General features: G+C 67.0%; 17 protein-coding genes. 14 read left to right on the top strand and 3 right to left on the bottom strand.

Annotated elements, in window-relative coordinates; all coding sequences use genetic code 11:
• Positions 1 to 6 precede the first annotated feature (6 nt).
• Together OMP44_RS02695 and dhbA are read left to right on the top strand one after the other, a co-directional pair.
• Complete coding sequence (locus tag OMP44_RS02695) at positions 7 to 867, top strand: isochorismatase (protein ID WP_187979744.1); 861 nt, start codon at positions 7 to 9, stop codon at positions 865 to 867.
• 11 nt (positions 868 to 878) lie between these two features.
• Positions 879 to 1634 (top strand): 2,3-dihydro-2,3-dihydroxybenzoate dehydrogenase, encoded by a 756-nt coding sequence (dhbA, locus tag OMP44_RS02700; protein WP_187979743.1) that lies wholly within the window; start codon positions 879 to 881, stop codon positions 1632 to 1634.
• Between the two features lie 906 nt (positions 1635 to 2540).
• Here dhbA and rapA read toward each other — a convergent pair.
• A complete protein-coding gene (gene rapA / locus OMP44_RS02705; RefSeq protein ID WP_273862331.1) occupies positions 2541 to 5375 on the bottom strand; it encodes an RNA polymerase-associated protein RapA in 2835 nt (944 codons plus the stop codon).
• Between the two features lie 105 nt (positions 5376 to 5480).
• Here rapA and OMP44_RS02710 point away from each other — a divergent pair, with 105 nt between their 5' ends.
• From OMP44_RS02710 to OMP44_RS02725, 4 genes are all read left to right on the top strand, one after another.
• Complete coding sequence (locus OMP44_RS02710) at positions 5481 to 5747, top strand: hypothetical protein (protein WP_133861176.1); 267 nt, start codon at positions 5481 to 5483, stop codon at positions 5745 to 5747.
• A 2-nt stretch (positions 5748 to 5749) separates the two neighbouring features.
• Positions 5750 to 6334, top strand: a complete 585-nt coding sequence (locus OMP44_RS02715; RefSeq protein ID WP_187979742.1) for an alpha-ketoglutarate-dependent dioxygenase AlkB family protein — start codon at positions 5750 to 5752, stop codon at positions 6332 to 6334.
• Positions 6331 to 6489 carry a hypothetical protein gene (locus OMP44_RS02720; protein WP_007160293.1) on the top strand — a complete coding sequence of 53 codons (159 nt, stop codon included), beginning with the start codon at positions 6331 to 6333 and terminating at the stop codon, positions 6487 to 6489. The genes OMP44_RS02715 and OMP44_RS02720 overlap by 4 nt, the downstream gene beginning before the upstream one ends.
• A 130-nt stretch (positions 6490 to 6619) precedes the next feature.
• Positions 6620 to 7066 carry an Hsp20 family protein gene (locus tag OMP44_RS02725; RefSeq protein WP_017642155.1) on the top strand — a complete coding sequence of 149 codons (447 nt, stop codon included), beginning with the start codon at positions 6620 to 6622 and terminating at the stop codon, positions 7064 to 7066.
• A gap of 66 nt (positions 7067 to 7132) precedes the next feature.
• On the opposite strand, the gene OMP44_RS02730 is transcribed toward OMP44_RS02725, so the two are convergent.
• Positions 7133 to 8041, bottom strand: coding sequence for a LysR family transcriptional regulator (locus OMP44_RS02730; RefSeq protein WP_133861173.1), 909 nt, complete (start codon positions 8039 to 8041; stop codon positions 7133 to 7135).
• A gap of 91 nt (positions 8042 to 8132) precedes the next feature.
• Between OMP44_RS02730 and OMP44_RS02735 the strand changes: the two genes are divergently transcribed.
• Genes OMP44_RS02735 through aroQ form a run of 6 tightly spaced genes read left to right on the top strand, consistent with a single transcriptional unit; the run spans position 8133 to position 12438 of the window.
• Positions 8133 to 9083 (top strand): ketopantoate reductase family protein, encoded by a 951-nt coding sequence (locus OMP44_RS02735; protein WP_133861172.1) that lies wholly within the window; start codon positions 8133 to 8135, stop codon positions 9081 to 9083.
• Entirely contained in the window at positions 9080 to 9475 is a 396-nt protein-coding gene (locus OMP44_RS02740; RefSeq protein WP_187979739.1) for a VOC family protein, read from the top strand. Before OMP44_RS02735 ends, OMP44_RS02740 begins: the two co-directional genes overlap by 4 nt.
• 8 nt (positions 9476 to 9483) lie before the next feature.
• Positions 9484 to 9942 carry a MaoC family dehydratase gene (locus OMP44_RS02745; RefSeq protein ID WP_187979738.1) on the top strand — a complete coding sequence of 153 codons (459 nt, stop codon included), beginning with the start codon at positions 9484 to 9486 and terminating at the stop codon, positions 9940 to 9942.
• Positions 9939 to 11171, top strand: a complete 1233-nt coding sequence (locus OMP44_RS02750) for a CaiB/BaiF CoA transferase family protein (RefSeq protein WP_187979737.1) — start codon at positions 9939 to 9941, stop codon at positions 11169 to 11171. Before OMP44_RS02745 ends, OMP44_RS02750 begins: the two co-directional genes overlap by 4 nt.
• A complete protein-coding gene (gene aroE, locus OMP44_RS02755) occupies positions 11168 to 11986 on the top strand; it encodes a shikimate dehydrogenase (protein WP_273862326.1) in 819 nt (272 codons plus the stop codon). The genes OMP44_RS02750 and aroE overlap by 4 nt, the downstream gene beginning before the upstream one ends.
• A gap of 8 nt (positions 11987 to 11994) precedes the next feature.
• Positions 11995 to 12438 (top strand): type II 3-dehydroquinate dehydratase, encoded by a 444-nt coding sequence (gene aroQ, locus OMP44_RS02760; RefSeq protein ID WP_273862325.1) that lies wholly within the window; start codon positions 11995 to 11997, stop codon positions 12436 to 12438.
• Between the two features lie 287 nt (positions 12439 to 12725).
• Here aroQ and OMP44_RS02765 read toward each other — a convergent pair whose 3' ends face one another.
• Complete coding sequence (locus OMP44_RS02765; protein WP_280306319.1) at positions 12726 to 13232, bottom strand: cupin domain-containing protein; 507 nt, start codon at positions 13230 to 13232, stop codon at positions 12726 to 12728.
• Positions 13233 to 13320: 88 nt separating this feature from the next.
• On the opposite strand from OMP44_RS02765, the gene OMP44_RS02770 reads away from it, so the two are divergent.
• Positions 13321 to 15543, top strand: a complete 2223-nt coding sequence (locus OMP44_RS02770; protein ID WP_273862323.1) for an ABC transporter substrate-binding protein — start codon at positions 13321 to 13323, stop codon at positions 15541 to 15543.
• The gene (locus OMP44_RS02775; protein WP_280306321.1) at positions 15540 to 16517 is read left to right on the top strand and encodes an ABC transporter permease; all 978 of its coding nucleotides are present in this window, start codon (positions 15540 to 15542) and stop codon (positions 16515 to 16517) included. The genes OMP44_RS02770 and OMP44_RS02775 overlap by 4 nt, the downstream gene beginning before the upstream one ends.
• Positions 16518 to 16519: the final 2 nt, after the last annotated feature.

The following is a 16519-nucleotide window of genomic DNA, read 5'->3' on the forward strand; positions in this document are numbered from 1 at the left end:
TTTCCCATGGCTATCCCCCGTCTTGCTTCCTATCCCTTGCCTCAGCCCGACGGCTTTCCCGCCAACAAGGTCGACTGGACACCGGCGGCCGACCGCGCCGTGCTGCTGATCCACGACATGCAGCGCTATTTCGTCGAGTTCTATGGCGACAGCAGCCCGCTGATCGACCAGGTGGTGACCAACATCGCCGCGCTGCGCGCCTGGGCCGATGCCCGGGGCGTGCCGGTGGTCTACACCGCTCAGCCCACCGACCAGCCGCCAGCCGATCGCGCCCTGCTCAACGACATGTGGGGTCCGGGCCTGACCCAGGCCGATCCCGCGCTGCAGCAGGTGGTGGACGCGCTGGCGCCCAAGGACGGTGACGTGGTGCTGACCAAGTGGCGTTACAGCGCCTTCCACCGTTCCAACCTGCAGGACCTGATGACCGAGTGGCGGCGCGACCAGCTGATCGTCTGCGGCGTCTACGCCCATATCGGTTGCCTGACGACCTGCACCGACGCCTTCATGCGGGACATCCAGGCCTTCCTGATCGGCGACGCCGTGGCCGACTTCAGCGAGGAAGAGCACCGCATGGCCCTGCGCTACGTGGCGACCCGTTGCGGCAGTACCCTGAGCACCGCCCAGGTCACCGGCGGCGCGGTAACCCTGGACGAAGCCTGGCTGCGTGCCCAGGTCCAGCCGCTGCTGGACGCTGACGACGAAGCGCCGGCGCTGGACGACAACCTCACCGATTTCGGTCTGGATTCGGTGCAGGTCATGACTCTGGTGGGCGAGTGGCAGAAGCGCGGCCTGCCCGTGACCTTCGCCGATCTGGCCGCCCAGCCGACCCTGCAGGGCTGGCTGGATCTGCTGCGCGCCCGCGCCTGAGGAGTGTCCTGATGACGCAACTGGATTTCACCGGCAAGCGCGTCTGGGTGACCGGCGCAGGGCAGGGCATCGGCCTGCAGGTGGCGCGGCGTTTCCAAGCCGCGGGCGCCGAGGTGATCGGCCTCGACCGGCAATTCGCCGAGAGCGACTATCCCTTTCGTACCCAACTGCTGGACGTCGCCGACGCGGCCCAGGTGGAGGAAGTCTGCCAGGCGTTGCTGGCGGAAGAACGCCGTCTGGACGTGCTGGTCAACGGCGCCGGCGTGCTGCGCCTGGGCACCAGCGACAGCCTGAGCCTGGATGACTGGCAGGCGCTCTTGGACGTCAACGTCTCCGGTCCCTTCTACCTGTTCCGCCAACTGGTGCCGCTGTTCAAGGCCCAGGGCCAGGGCGCCATCGTCAACATCGCCTCCAACGCCGCCCATGTGCCGCGCCTGCAGATGGCCGGCTACTGCACCTCCAAGGCGGCGCTGGTGTCCCTGAGCCACTGCGTGGCCCTGGAACTGGCCGGGTCGGGCGTGCGCTGCAACGTGGTCTCGCCGGGTTCCACGGCGACCCCCATGCTGGCCGGCATGCTCGGCTCGCCCGAGGGCTATCAGCGCCTGGTGGACGGCCTGCCGGAAGACTTCAAGCTGGGCATCCCGCTGCGCAAGATCGCCCAGCCCGACGAGATCGCCAATACCGTACTGTTCCTCGCATCGGACCTGGCCAGCCATATCACCATGCAGGACATCGTGGTGGACGGCGGCGCGACGCTGGCGGCGTGAGGTATTTTCGCAGGTTGGGTTGAGCGCGAGCGAAGCCCAAGGCGACGGGTTCGACTCCGTTTGTTGGGCTTCGACGATGGAGCCGTCTCAACCCAACCTACGGCCGGGCGCGCTGAGCGATCCCGAGCTTGCCGGAGCTGATGAAGCGGAGCGCTCGCTCGGATAACCCCCTCTCCCCTCGGGAGAGGGTTGGGGTGAGGGCGCGCCCAGCTACGGAGTCCAGTGGAAAAGGCTGCGCCGTTTTCCACGCTACGGAGTCAGCAGTTCCGTAGGTTGGGTTGAGCGCGAGCGCGGCGGGTTCATGTCCATCCGTTGGGCTTCGACGATGGAGCCGTCTCAACCCAACCTACGGCCGGGCGCGGTGAGCGATCCCGAGCTTGCCGGGGCTGATGATGCGGAGCGCTCGCTCGAACAGCCTCCTCTCCCTCGGAAGAGGGTTGGGGTGAGGGCGTGTCCAGCTACGGAGTCCAGTGGAAAAGGCTGCGCCGTTTTCCACGCTACGGGCGTCCGTAGTTCCGTAGGTTGGGTTGAGCGCCAACGCGGCGGGTTCGCGTCCTTCCGTTGGGCTTCGACGATAAAGCCTCAACCCAACCTACGGCCGGGCGCGGCGATCGATCACGAGTTTGCCGGGGCGGAACGCCTGCTCGGATAACCCCCTCTCCCCTCGGGAGAGGGTTGGGGTGAGGGCGCCCCCAGCTAAGAAGTCCAGTGGAAAAGGCTGCGCCGTTTTCCATGCTACGGGCGTCCGCAGTTCCGTAGGTTGAGTTGAGCGCCAGCGCGGCGTGTTCGCGTCCGTCCGTTGGGCTTCGACGATGGAGCCGTCTCAACCCAACCTACAAGGTCACGCCCAAGCGCGAGTCTCGTAGGTTGGGTTGAGCGCTAGCGAAGCCCAACAGTGCGACCGGCCTAGCCCGCCACCAGCACCCGAATGGCTTCCAGGCGCAGCGAGGCCTTGTCCAGGTAGGTCAGGCCTTCTTCGCGCTGCTGGCGCAGGCGATCGATCTCGTCCTGGCGGACGCTGGAATTGACCGCGCGCAGGGCTTCCAGGCGGGCGATTTCTTCGTCCATACCCGACACATAGGCCTGGCGGGCCTTGGCGACGCGTTCCTCGTGGCGGGGCAGGGCCTTGTCTTCGCCACCACCGATCAGCTTGGCCAGGGAGTCACGCTGGGCCTGGACGAACTTGTTGGCGCTGGTACGCGGCACGCTTTCCAGCTGATCGTTGAGGGTCTCGAAGGCCACCCGGGCAGCCAGGTCGTTGCCGTTGGCATCCAGCAGGCAGCGGATCGCCAGCGGCGGCAGGTAGCGACCCAGTTGCAGGGCGCGCGGCGCCACTGCCTCGCTGATGTAGATCAGCTCCAGCAGCACGGTGCCCGGTTTGAGCGCCTTGTTCTTGATCAGCGCCACGGCGGTGTTGCCCATGGAGCCGGACATCACCAGGTCCATGCCACCCTGGGCCATGGGGTGCTCCCAGGTCAGGAATTGCATGTCTTCGCGGACCAGGGCCACGTTGCGATCGTAGGTGATGGTCACGCCTTCGTCGTCGCCGAGGGGGAAGCCGGCGTCGAGCATCTTCTCGCTGGGCTTGAGGATCAGGGCGTTGTCGGAGTGGTCCTCGCTGTCGATGCCGAAGGCGTTGAACAGCTCTTCCATGTACATCGGCAGGGCGAACTGGTCGTCCTGGTCGAGGATGTCCTCGACCAGTTGCTCGCCGGCGCCGGCGCCCGAGGAATTGAGTTCCAGCAGGCGGTCGCGACCGTTGTGCAGTTCCGTCTCCAGCGCGGCGCGCGCCTGGGCGCCCTGTTCCAGCAGTGCCTGCCAGGTGGCTTCGTCGCCACCGGCCAGCTGCTCGTCGAGCTCGCTGGCGAAGCGTGCCTGGAGGGCGCTGCCGGTCGGCGAGGTGGCCAGAAAGGCGTTCAGCGCCTGGTGGTACCACTGGAACTGGCGTTCCTGGCGGCTGCCTTCCAGATAGGGCACGTGCAGCTGGATGGTGTGGCGCTGGCCGATCCGGTCGAGACGGCCGATGCGCTGCTCCAGCAGGTCCGGGTGGGCCGGCAGGTCGAACAGCACCAGGTGATGGGCGAACTGGAAGTTGCGGCCTTCACTGCCGATCTCGGAGCAGATCAGCACCTGGGCGCCGAATTCTTCGTCGGCGAAGTAGGCGGCGGCGCGGTCGCGTTCGAGGATGCTCATGCCTTCGTGGAAGGTCGTGGCGGGGATGCCGGACTTGAGGCGCAGGGCGTCTTCCAGATCCAGGGCGGTTTCCATGCGCGCGCAGATGACCAGCACCTTGTGCGGCTTGAGCGCCTTGAGGGTGTCGATCAGCCATTCGACGCGGCCGTCGTGACGCCACCAGCGATCGTTGTCGTCTTCCGGGGCGAATTCGGTCTCCGGCTGCAGCGACTGGCCGGGCATGACGCCCTCGTCCAGGTAGGCATCCGGGAAGGGCAGGGCGTGGGCGTGCAGCTCGCGCTCGGGGAAGCCCTTGACCGCGGCGCGGGTGTTGCGGAACAGCACCCGGCCGGTGCCGTGGCGATCCAGCAGCTCGCGCACCAGGCGCGCGCGGGCGTCGGCGTCGCCGGCTGCGGCGGCGGCCAGCAGGGTCTCGCCTTCCTGACCGAGGAAGCCGCCGATGGCGTCCTGGGCGGCCGGACTCAGGGCGCCGGCGTCGAGCAGTTCCTGCACGGCTTCGGCCACCGGGCGGTAGTGCTGGGACTCCTGCTGGAAGGCGGCGAAGTCATGGAAGCGGCTGGGATCGAGCAGGCGCAGACGGGCGAAGTGGCTGTCCTGGCCCAGTTGCTCGGGGGTCGCGGTGAGCAGCAGCACGCCGGGGATGACCTCGCCGAGTTGCTCGACCAGGCTGTATTCGCGACTGGCGCCCTCGGGGTGCCAGACCAGGTGGTGGGCTTCGTCGACCACCAGCAGGTCCCAGCCGGCGGCGAAGGCGGCGTCCTGGGCCTTTTCGTCGCGCACCAGCCAGTCCAGGGAGACCAGGGCGAGCTGGGCGTCTTCGAAGGGATTGCCGTCTTCGCTGGCCATGAAGCGCTCGGCGTCGAACAGCGCCACTTCCAGGTTGAAACGGCGGCGCATCTCCACCAGCCACTGGTGCTGGAGATTTTCCGGAACCAGGATCAGCACCCGACTGGCGCGACCGCTGAGCAGCTGGCGATGGATCACCAGGCCGGCTTCGATGGTCTTGCCCAGGCCCACCTCGTCGGCCAGCAGGACGCGCGGGGCGACCCGGTCGGCCACGCTGCGGGCGATGTGCAGCTGGTGCGGGATCGGCTGGGCGCGGGTGCCGCCGAGGCCCCAGAGGCTGGACTGCAACAGGCGGTTGCGATGCTCGTGGGTGTGATAGCGCAGGCCGAACCAGGGCAGGGGATCGATCTGCCCGGCGAACAGGCGGTCGCTGGCCAGGCGGAACTGGATGAAGTTCGACAGCTGGGCCTCGGGCACGCTGCGTGCCTCGCGCTCGGCGGTAAAGCCGTGGTAGGTCAGCAGGCCGTCCGCTTCGGAGACCTCGCGCACGGTGAGCTTCCAGCCCTCGAAGTGAGTCACCTCGTCGCCCGGGGCGAAGCGCACCCGGGTCAGCGGGGCGTTGCGCTGGGCATACTGGCGCGTCTCACCGGTGGCTGGATAGAGCACCGTGAGCAGGCGGCCGTCCAGGGCCAGGATGGTTCCCAGGCCCAGTTCGGCCTCACTGTCACTGATCCAGCGTTGTCCCGGTTGATGCGACGCCATGTGGAAGCTTCTCCCCAGCTATCAAAAAGCCGGCTATTTTAGCGAAAGCGGAGTCAGAAGCCTAACGCGCTCTTTGCCGCAGTCCGCGAATTCGAGGTCCCCGTCATGATCCCTGCCATTCCGCCGCCCGGCGTGACCCCGCCAAATCAGCTGGATCCCGCCCCGGTGCGGCCCGCCAGCGCCCCCATAGCGCCCGTGCAGCCGGCGGCCGAGACCGCCCACGCACCCCTGGAGGACGAAGCCACCCTGGACCGCGAGGCGCGTCGTCGTCGCCGGCAGCGCGAAGCCCTGCGCCAGGGCTTCGGCGCCGAGCGTGCCCAGGCCCTGGAAGAGCCGGAGCAGGTGGGCGCCCAGGTGGATCTGCGGGTCTAGCCATGGTCGAGCGCCTGGAGCTGGACGATGCCGAGCTGATCTTCCAGCCGCACTGGCTGGCGGCGGAAACCGCCGACGCCTGGCTGCGGCAACTCGACGCCGAAACGCCCTGGAACCAGCCGCAGGTGCGGGTGTACGGGCGCTGGCACCCGGTGCCGCGGCAGGTGGCCTGGTACGCCGACCCGGGCGTGGTCTACGGCTACGCCGGCCTGGACCACGCCGCCTTGCCCTGGACACCCCTGCTGCAGCGGATTCGCGAAGCCGTCGAGGCGGCCTGCGGCCGGGGCTTCAACGGCGTGCTGCTCAATCGCTATCGCGATGGCCAGGACTCCATGGGCTGGCACAGCGACGACGAGGCCAGTCTCGGCGCCAATCCGCTGATCGCCTCGCTCAATCTCGGGGCCGCGCGGCGCTTCGACTTTCGCCGCAAGGGCACCAGCCGCATCGGCCATTCCCTGGAACTGGGTCACGGCAGCCTGCTGGTCATGGCCGGCGCGACCCAGCATCATTGGCAGCACCAGATCGCCAAGACCCGCAAAGCCAGCGGGTTGCGGCTGAATCTCACCTTTCGCCGGATAGCGACATGAGCGACGACAGCAATCTCATCGACTTCACCACCGAGCGCGGCAAGCGCATCCACGACCTCAAGGAGCGCCGCCTGCAGGAGGTGCGCTCGGCCTTCGAGCAGGCGCTGCCGCTGACCGCGGCCAAGAAGAAAAAGCGCAAGCCGAAGAAGAAGTAGCGGGCACTACCGTTCGTCGGGTTTTGTCCTTGAAATTTTTTGGAGAATTCCTATCTAGGTTCGTGCGGGATGCCGAAGTCGGGTCCCGCAGGCAATACCGAAACTTGCTGAACCTATCAGGAGATTCACCATGAGCAATGTACTGTCCCTGGCCCCGCTGTTCCGTCATTCCGTCGGCTTCGACCGGTTCAACGACCTGTTCGAATCCGCGCTGCGCAACGACGCTGGCAGCTCCTATCCGCCCTACAACGTCGAGAAGCACGGTGACGACCAGTATCGCATCGTGATCGCCGCCGCCGGTCTCCAGGAAGATGACCTGGACATCGAAGTCGAGCGTGGCGTGCTCACCGTCAAGGGTGGCCGGCGCGAAAACAGCGCCGAGAGCGTGACCTTCCTGCATCAGGGCATCGCCCAGCGCGCCTTCAAGCTGTCCTTCCGCCTCGCCGACCATATCGAGGTGAAGGGTGCCGATCTCAAGCATGGCCTGCTGAGCATCGAACTGGTGCGCGTGATCCCGGAAGAAGCCAAGCCCAAGCGCATCGCCATCTCCGGCCAGCGCCCGGCCCTGGACAACTGATCGTCCAGGCGTCCTGCCCAAGAGCCCCAGCCCCGCGCTGGGGCTCTTTCGTTTGTGGCGACTGCGCTAGCGATGGTGGCTGAAGAGCTCCAGCAGCACCCCGCGCAACCAGCGATTGCCGGCATCCTGGTGATAGCGCGCGTGCCAGTGCTGCCTGACCGCGAAGCCCTCGACTGGCAGCGGGCATTCGTGGACCCTGAGGCCGTAAGTCTGCGCCAGGGTGGTGCCGATGTGCCGCGGCAGGGTGACGATGAGGTCGGAGTTGCCGACCACCGCGCCGACGCCCAGAAAGCCGGGTAGCTCCAGCACGATGCGGCGCTGCACCCCGGCGCGCAGCAGGCCCGCTTCCAGCAGCTTCTGCCCGGTGCCGGCGCTGACCAGCACATGGCCCTCCTCGGCATAGGCCGTGGCCGTCAGTTGCTCGCCGAGGCGCGGATGGCGGGCGCTGACCAGACACACCCAGTCCTGGGGAAACAGCAGTTGCTGATAGAGGCTGCCGCCCAGCCAGGGAATGAAGCCGACCGCCAGGTCCGCTTCGCCGATCTCCAGCGCCTGTTCGGTGTTGCCGTCGATCCGTGCGACTTCCAGCCGCACCCCGGGCGCCACCTCGCGCAGCTGCGCCAGGATCCGTGGCAGCAGGGTGATGTGACTGGCATCGCTCAGGCAGAGGCGAAACAGCCGCTGGGCAGTGGCGGGCTCGAAGGCGACTTCCCAGGCCACCAGCCGGCGCAGGGATTCGAGCACTTCGCGACATGGGGTGATCAGGGCCTCGGCTTGCGGCGTGGGCTTCATGCCGCCAGGCGTGCGTACGAACAGCGGATCGCGCAGCTGCTGGCGCAACTTGCCCAGCCAGAGGCTGATGGTGGGCTGGCTCTGGCCCAGCTGTTCGGCGGCCCGGGTCACGCTGCCGGTGCGGTAGAGCACCTCGAACAGCATCAGCAGCTTGGGCTCGGGCAGGCCATCCGTGGGTAGCATTATCAGAATTCCTGATGGGCGAATTGAGCTCTTTGTATAGCTCAATAGCAGGCGCGGGCCTAGGGTAGGGCGAAAACAAGGAGCCCGATCCATGAAGATCTGCATCCTCGGGGCCGGTGCCCTGGGCAGCACCTTTGGCGCCTGGTTGAGCGAGGCGGGACACGAGACCTGGCTGCTCAACCGCCCCAATGCCCATATCGAGGCGGTGGCGCGTGACGGCCTGGACATCGAGACCGCCGATGGCCGTCGCCGGGTCCAGGTGCGGGCGGCGGTCAGCGCCGAGGCGGTCGGGGTAGTGGATCTGGTGGTGGTGCTGGTCAAGTCCTTCGCCACCCGCGCGGCCATGAGCCATGCCCGGGCGCTGGTCGGTCCGCATACCCTGGTGCTGTCGTTGCAGAACGGCCTCGGTCACGAAGAGCTGCTGGCCGAGATTGTCGGCCAGGAGCGGGTGATCGCCGGCAAGACCTATGTCGGCGGCGTGCTGCTCGGCCCCGGGCGGATCCGTAGCGGGGTGGCGGGCAAGCGCACGCTCATCGGCGAACTCGACGGTCAGCTCTCGGCACGCGTCCAGGCCGTTGCCGCCGTCTTCGAGGACGCCGGGCTGGCCACCACGGTCAGCAGCAACATCCGCGGCACCCTCTGGGACAAGTTGCTGGTCAACGTCGCCACCGGTGCCCTGACCGGCATCACCCAACTCACCTATGGCCAGCTCTACAGCGAGCCGCAGCTGCGCGACACCGCCTTGCAGGCGGTCGCCGAGGCCATCGCGGTGGCCCGCGCCGCCGGGGTCGAGCTGGGCCTGCGCGAGCCCCAGGCGGCCTGGGAGCTGGCACGGGAAGGGTTGCCGCCGTCCTTCAAGACCTCCCTGCTGCAGAGCCTGCAGAAGGGCTCCATCACCGAAATCGACTTCATCAACGGCGCGGTGGTGCGGCTCGGCCAGCAGTACCGCGTGCCCACGCCGGTCAACGCCACCCTGGTCGCCTGCATCAAGGGTATCGAGCGCGCCCTGGCCGACCGACAACAAGAGGACGCCAAACCATGAGCATTCCCAAGGCCTATCTGGAACACGTGGCTATCTGGGTGAAGGACATCCACTGGCATATCCGCTTCTTCCACGAGGTGTTCGGCATGACCCTGCGCGAGGTGCAGGGCACGGTCGAACAGCCCAGTCAGTACTGGACGCTGGGCGGGATGCAATTCATGAGCAAGCCTGACTTCGAAGGCCCTGAGGGGCGCCTGGGTCATCTGGGGCTGATGTGCGAGGACCTCGAGGCCGCCCTGGCCGCGGCCCGGCGCTTCGAGGGGGTGGAGCAACTGCCCCAGGGCCCCAACTGGCTGCGCCTGCCCGATGGCCTGGCGCTGGAATTCATCCAGGCCGTGCCGGCCCGCGCCGTGCACGACGCCCTGGCCGTCAACGCCCGCCAAGCCGAGTGACAGCGACCATGACCGTACAGGAAAAATATTTCGAGGATGCCCGCGAGGGCGACGAGGCGCTCACGCCGAGTTACCAGGTCACCAGGGAGCGCATCCTGGCCTACGCCGACCTCACCGGTGACCATACCCCGGTCCATGTCGACGAGGCCTATGCCAATGCCAGCCACTTCGGCGGTCTGGTCGCCCATGGCCTGATGGGGCTGTCCATCGCCGACGGCCTCAAGACCCAGTGCGACTACCGCTTCCTGCCAGGCATGTCACTGGGCTGGACCTGGGATTTCCTCCTGCCGATCCGCGTCGGCGACGAATTGCACGTCAGGGTGCGCGTCGGCGCCATGCGCCCGAGCAAGAGCAGGCCGGGCTGGGGCATCGTGGTGCTGCCCTCGGAGCTGATCAACCAGAAGGGCGAGGTGGTCCAGCGCGGCGAACACCGGCTGATGGTGCCGCGGCGGGAGGGCGTGGTATGAGCCAGCCACTGCCGCTGCACGGCCTGAGGGTCATCGACTACAGCCACTTCCTCGCCGGCCCCTATGTGGGGCGCTGCCTGGCGGCCTTGGGCGCCGAGGTGATCAAGGTGGAGCGCCCGGGCAGTGGCGATGCCGGTCGCCAGCACGCCTTCGTCCTCGATGACCAGCAGAGCGGCTATTTCCTGCAACTCAACATGGGCAAGCAGGGCGTCAGCGTCAACATGAAGGACCCGCGCGGCAAGGCCTTCATGCAGCAGCTCTGCGACAGCGCCGACGTCTTTATCGAGAACTACCGACCCGGCGCCCTGGACAGGCTCGGCCTGGGCTATGCGGAACTGTCGGCGCGCAATCCGCGACTGGTGTACTGCTCGATTTCCGCCTACGGCCACACCGGCCCCGACGCCCATCGCGCCGGCTTCGGGCTGATCGCCGAGGCCAAGAGCGGCATCATGCAGATGGTCGGCACGCCCGGCGAGGCCCCGCCATTGCTGCGGATTTCCCTGGGCGACATGTACACCGGTGCCCATGCGGTGGCTGCCATCAACGCGGCGCTGTTGGGGCGGGTCACCAGCGGCCGTGGCCAGCACATCGACATGGCGCTGTATGACACCCTGGTATCGATGCACGAGTACGCCGTGCAGTGCTATACCCTGTCCGGCGGCGAGATCCTACCGCAGCAGACCGGCCACGACATGCCCACCTCGACCCTCTATGGCGTGTTTCGCGCCCAGGACGGCGACCTGGTGATCGCCGCCCAGGTGGACGACTCCTGGAAGCGCTTCGCCGCCCTGGTCGAACAGGACGCGGACCAGCCGGGCTTTGGCAGCGACCTGCGCTTCCATACCTCCACCGGCCGCAACGCCCATCGCGAAGCCATCCTGCCCATCGTCAAGGCCTGGGTGGCGGCCAATCCGGTCGCACGGCTGCTGGCCCTGCTCGACGAGATCGACGTGCCCTGTGCCAAGGTGCAGCGCATCGACGAGGTGATCGAGGATCCCCAGATCAAGGCGCGCGGCATGATCCAGGAACAGCAGCACCCGCGCTTCGGCACCCTGCGCATGCCCAATCTGCCGTTCCGCTTTTCCGAGTGCGACACCACCATCCAGCAGGTGGCGCCGGACCTGGGCGAGCACAACGCTGCTGTCGCTCAGAGCCTGGGCTACAGCGCGGAAGACATCGCTCGGCTGCAGGCCGACGGCGTGCTGTTCAGCCAGGAGCCCTGCGCATGACCGACCACTACGCGGTGATCGGCCGCCCGATCAACCACACCAAGTCGCCGCTGATCCATGGCCTGTTCGCCGCCACCACCGGGCAAGACCTGGAATACGGCGCCATCGAGGGCTCGCCGGAAGACTTCGCTGGCGACGTGCAGCGCTTTCGCGCCCAGGGCGGGCAAGGCCTGAACGTGACCGCGCCGTTCAAGCTGCAGGCCTTCCAGCTGGCCACCGAGTCCAGCGAAAGGGCACGGCTGGCCCGGGCGGCCAATGCGCTGAAGTTCGAGGGCGAGCGGGTGCTGGCGGAGAACTTCGATGGCATCGGCCTGCTGCGCGACATCGAGGTCAATCTCGGTCAACCCCTGGCCGGCAAGCGGGTGCTTTTGCTGGGCGCCGGTGGTGCGGTGCGTGGCGCCCTGTTGCCCTTTCTCGCCGCCGGACCGACCGAATTGGTGATGGCCAATCGCGATGAGCGGAAGGCGGCTGAGCTAGCCCAGGAGATCAACCATCCGCTGCTGAGCGTAAAGGGCTACGCAGCGCTGGAAGGAGAGACCTTCGATCTGGTGGTCAACGCCACCTCTGCCAGCCTGGTTGGCGAACTGCCGCCGGTGCCGGTGGGCGTCTTCACCCAGGCGGCGCTGGCCTATGAACTGGCCTATGGCAAGGGGCTGACGCCCTTCCTGCGCCTGGCCCAGGAGCAGGGCGTGGCGCAGCTGGCCGATGGCGTGGGCATGCTGGTGGAGCAGGCGGCGGAAGCCTTCGCCTGGTGGCGCGGCGTACGCCCCGAGACCCGGCCGGTCATCGACCAGCTGACCCTTCCCCTGACCTGAGCGAACCCATGAAGATCCTGATGCTGCACGGTATCAACCACAACATGTTCGGCAAGCGCGACCCGGCGCAGTACGGCACCGTGACCCTGACCGAGATCGACGCCAGGCTAACGGCCCTGGGCGCGGAACTGGGCGTCGAGGTGGAAAGCTTCCAGAGCAACCACGAGGGGGCGATGGTGGAGTGCATCCATCGGGGCTACGAGGAGGGCGTCGACGCGGTGCTGATCAACGCCGGCGCCTGGACCCACTACAGCTACGGCATCCGCGACGCCCTGGCGATCCTTGCCGTGCCGGTGGTGGAGCTGCACATGTCCAACATCCACGCGCGCGAGGGTTTCCGCCATCATTCGGTATTCGCCGAGATCGTCCTGGGCCAGATCGCCGGCTTCGGCGTGGACAGCTACCTGCTGGCGCTACGCGCGGCAGTGAGCGAGGCCCAGGCCAGGCGGTAACGGGGGCTTGCAGTTCTGCTGCCAGAGAGCCCTGGCCGTGCCGAGGCTTTTTCGTCGAGGCGACCCTCACCCCGGCCCTCTCCCAGAGGGAGAGGGGGAGGTAACGGGGAGCCCCGCGTAGGGTGGAAAACCGCGCAGCGTTTTCCACGCGCCAAGAGTGGTTGCTGAGGCCCTGTTGGGCTTCGCTGCGCTCAACCCCAACCTACGAAAGCATCTCGACGTAGGTTGGGTTGAGGCAGCTCCATCGCCGAAGTCCAACAGCCACAGCCTATCCTCGATAACCGCGCCTACCCGCCGGATTTCCGGGCCTCACCCGCATGCGGCCCCAACTCCCGCTGCGGACACTCCCGCCACTGCTTATCCCCCAGACCTGCGGTGTATTCCGGATGCAGCGGATAGTGCAGCCGATTGTCCGCCCGGCTGGTATCGCCCACCACCAGCAGTTCCACCGGCTCCGTGGTCTCGTTGATGAAGGTATGGGCGACACCGTCGCCGGCCTTGAAGCCAATGCCGTCGCCCGGCTTGAGTCGGTGGGCGTGGCCGTCGATCCAGGCGGTGGGATGACCGGCGATCACATAGACGAATTCGTCTTCGGTGGCCTCGGCATGGGGCCTTGAGGTGCGGCGCCCGGGTGGCAGCCATTCATGGTGGATGCCCAAGCGGGCGAAGCCGAAGTGGCGGCCGAAGGCGGCGCCCAGGGAAAAGCGCTCGTCACTGTCAGGATAGCCGGGGCCATCCGGGGCCTGCAGCTGGGTCCAGTGCACGATCTTGTCGAAATCTTTCCGGGATTGCATGGGGTGCTGCGCCTCGCGGGAAAATAGCTCAAGCTTAGTGGTTTAGGCGGATGCTGCCGCCTCAGGTCTCTTTCGGTGCAGGAACGCGATGCCCAGACTGTCCAGACAACTCCTCGCACTCCTGACCCTGGCGCTGCTCGGTGGCTGTTCACCCGATACGCCGATCAACAGCCCCTACCGCGCTGGAGCCGAAGGCCAGAATACCCTCTATACCGCTTTCACCACCCGTTCGCCGAAGTACCTGGATCCGGCCAGTTCCTATTCAGGCGACGAGACCAACTTCACCTACAACATCTATGAGCCGCTCTACGGCTACCACTACTTCAAGCGGCCCTACGAGCTGATCCCCCGCGGCGCGGAGCGGGTGATCGCGCCCTATTACCTGGACACCCAGGGCCGGCGCCTGCCGGATGATGCACCGCCGGCGCAGATCGCTCAGAGCGTCTACGACATCCCCATCCGCCGCGACGCCCGCTACGCGCCCCACCCGGCCTTTGCCCGCGATGCCCAGGGCAATTACCGTTACTTCCCGATCAAGCCGGACGATCTGGCCGATCGCTACCAGATCCCTGACTTCCCCGAGACCGGCAGCCGCGCCCTGACCGCCGCCGACTACGCCTACGGTCTGCGCCGCCTGGCCAGTCCGCGGCTGGTCTCGCCCAGCTATGCCATCTTCGCCGAGCACCTGGTGGGCATGCAGACGTTTGGCGATGGTCTGCGCGCCGCCGACAAGGCCCTGCGCGCCAGCCTGCCCAAGGGCGCGCCGCTGCCCTGGCTGGACCTGCGCCGGGGCGAGTTGCCCGGGGTCGAGGTGCTGGATGAGCACACCCTTCGCCTGCGGGTGATCGGCAAGTACCCCCAGTTCAACTACTGGCTGGCCATGACCTTCGCCGCGCCGATGCCCTGGGAGGCGGATCGCTTCTACAGCCAGCCGGGCATGACCGAGCACAACCTCGGCTTCAACAGTTGGCCGGTGGGCACCGGCCCCTATCGCCTGGCCGAATCCATCCCCAATCGCCGCCATGTGCTGGCGCGCAATCCCAATTATCACGCCGATCCCTATCCCTGCGAGGGAGAGCCCGAGGATCGCGAACAGGGCCGGCTGGACGATTGCGGCAAGCCCATGCCGCTGATCGACCGCGCGGTGTTCAGCCTGGAAAAGGAAGGGGTGCCGCTGATGGGCAAGTTCATCCAGGGCTACTACGACACCCCCCAGGTCGAGCGCGGCGAATATGGCGTGGCGCTGCGCACCAAGGCCGGTGATTCGGCCGATTCCGCCGAACTCTATCGCGAGCGCGGCCTCAAGTTGCCCACCGCGGTGGAGGCGTCCAACTGGTACCTGGGTTTCAACTGGCTGGATCCGGTGGTGGGGCAGGGCGCCACACCCGAGCAACAGGCCCGCAATCGCAAGTTGCGCCAGGCGCTGTCCATCGCCTTCGACTGGGAGAGCTACATTACCGTCTTCCTCAACGGTAACGGCCTGGTTGCCAATGGCCCTCTGCCGCCGGGCGTGCTGGGCTATGAAGCGCCGCCGGCCGGCAGCAACCCGGTGGTCTATCGGTTGGTGGATGGCAAGCCCGAGCGGCGGCCCATCGAAGAGGCCAGGCAGCTGCTGGCCGACGCCGGCTATCCCGATGGCCGCGACGCCAGGAGCGGGCGGCCGCTGATCCTGCAATACGACGCCCAGAGCAGTGGCGACAGCGCCATGTTCGACTGGATGCGCCAGCAGACCGCCAAGCTGGGTATCCAGCTGGAATTGCGCGGCTCGGACTACAACAGATTCCAGGACAAGATGCGCAAGGGCGCGGCGCAGATCTTCTTCTGGGGCTGGAACGCCGACTATCCCGATGCCGAGAACTTCCTCTTCCTCTTCTACGGCCCCCAGGGCAAGGCCAAGCATGGTGGCGAGAATGCCGGCAACTACAGCAATGCCGAGTACGACCGGCTGTTCGAGCAGATGAAGAGTCTCGATGATGGTCCGGAAAAGGTGGCGCTGATCCGGCGCATGGTCGCCCTCGTGCAGCAGGACGCGCCCTGGCTGTTCGGCTGGAATCCCCTGTCGGCCGGGGCCTATCAACAGTGGGTGTACAACGCCAAGCCGACCCAGATGGTGCGCGATCAGCTGCGCTACCTGCGCCTGGATCCGGCGCTGCGCGAGCGCAAGGTGCTGGAGTGGAACCGGCCGGTGCTCTGGCCGCTGTGGCTGCTCTTGGGCCTGGCGCTGCTGCTGGCCTGGCTGGCCTGGCGCAGCCTCCGGCGCCGCGAGCGCCAGACCGCCTTTGGCGACGACACCGGGGAGGGGCGGTCATGATCGGCTATCTGTTGCGGCGCCTGGCCTATGGCGTGCTCATCCTGATCGGGGTGAATCTGCTGACCTTCCTGCTGTTCTTTACCGTCAACACCCCGGACGACATGGCGCGCCTGGCCATCGGTGGCAAGTACGTCACCGCCGAAGCCATCGAGGACTGGAAGGCAGAGCACGGCTACGACAAGCCACTGCTCATCAATACCACCCGTGAAGGGATGGAGCAGTTTACCGATACCCTCTTCTTCGACCGGTCGGTCAGTCTGCTGGTGTTCGACTTCGGCACCTCCGACAGCGGTCGCGACATCGGCCGGGAGATCGCCGAGCGCGCCGGACCGAGCCTGGCGCTGGCGCTGCCGACCTTTGTCCTCGGCCTGCTGGCGAGCGTCGGTTTTGCCCTCCTGCTGGTGTTCTTTCGCGCCACCCGCCTGGACTTCTGGGGCGTGGTGCTCTGCGTGCTGCTGCTGTCGATCTCCTCGCTGTTCTACATCATCGCCGGCCAGTGGCTGTTCGCGAAGATCCTGCGGCTGGTGCCCTATTCGGGTTATGAGGAAGGCTGGAATCTGCTGCGCTTCCTGGCGCTGCCGGTGCTGGTCGCGGTGATTTCCGGGCTGGGCAGCCAGGCGCGCTTCTATCGCGCGCTGTTTCTCGAAGAGATCGGCAAGGACTATGTGCGCACCGCCCGCGCCAAGGGCCTCGCCGAGCGCCAGGTGCTGTTGCACCACGTCTTGCGCAATGCGGCGCTGCCAATTCTCACCGGCGTGGTCTCGGCCATCCCACTGCTGATCATGGGCAGCCTGATCGCCGAATCCTTCTTTGGCATTCCCGGCCTGGGCAGCTACACCATCGACGCCATCAACGGCCAGGACTTCGCCGTGGTGCGCACCATGGTGTTCCTCGGCTCGGTGCTCTACATCGTCGGCCTGATCCTGGCGGACCTGTCCTACACCCTCGCCGATCCTCGCGTTCGCTTCAGGTAGCC

The sequence above is a fragment of the Pseudomonas flavocrustae genome (assembly GCF_029872515.1).
Lineage (GTDB): Bacteria > Pseudomonadota > Gammaproteobacteria > Pseudomonadales > Pseudomonadaceae > Chryseomonas > Chryseomonas aestiva.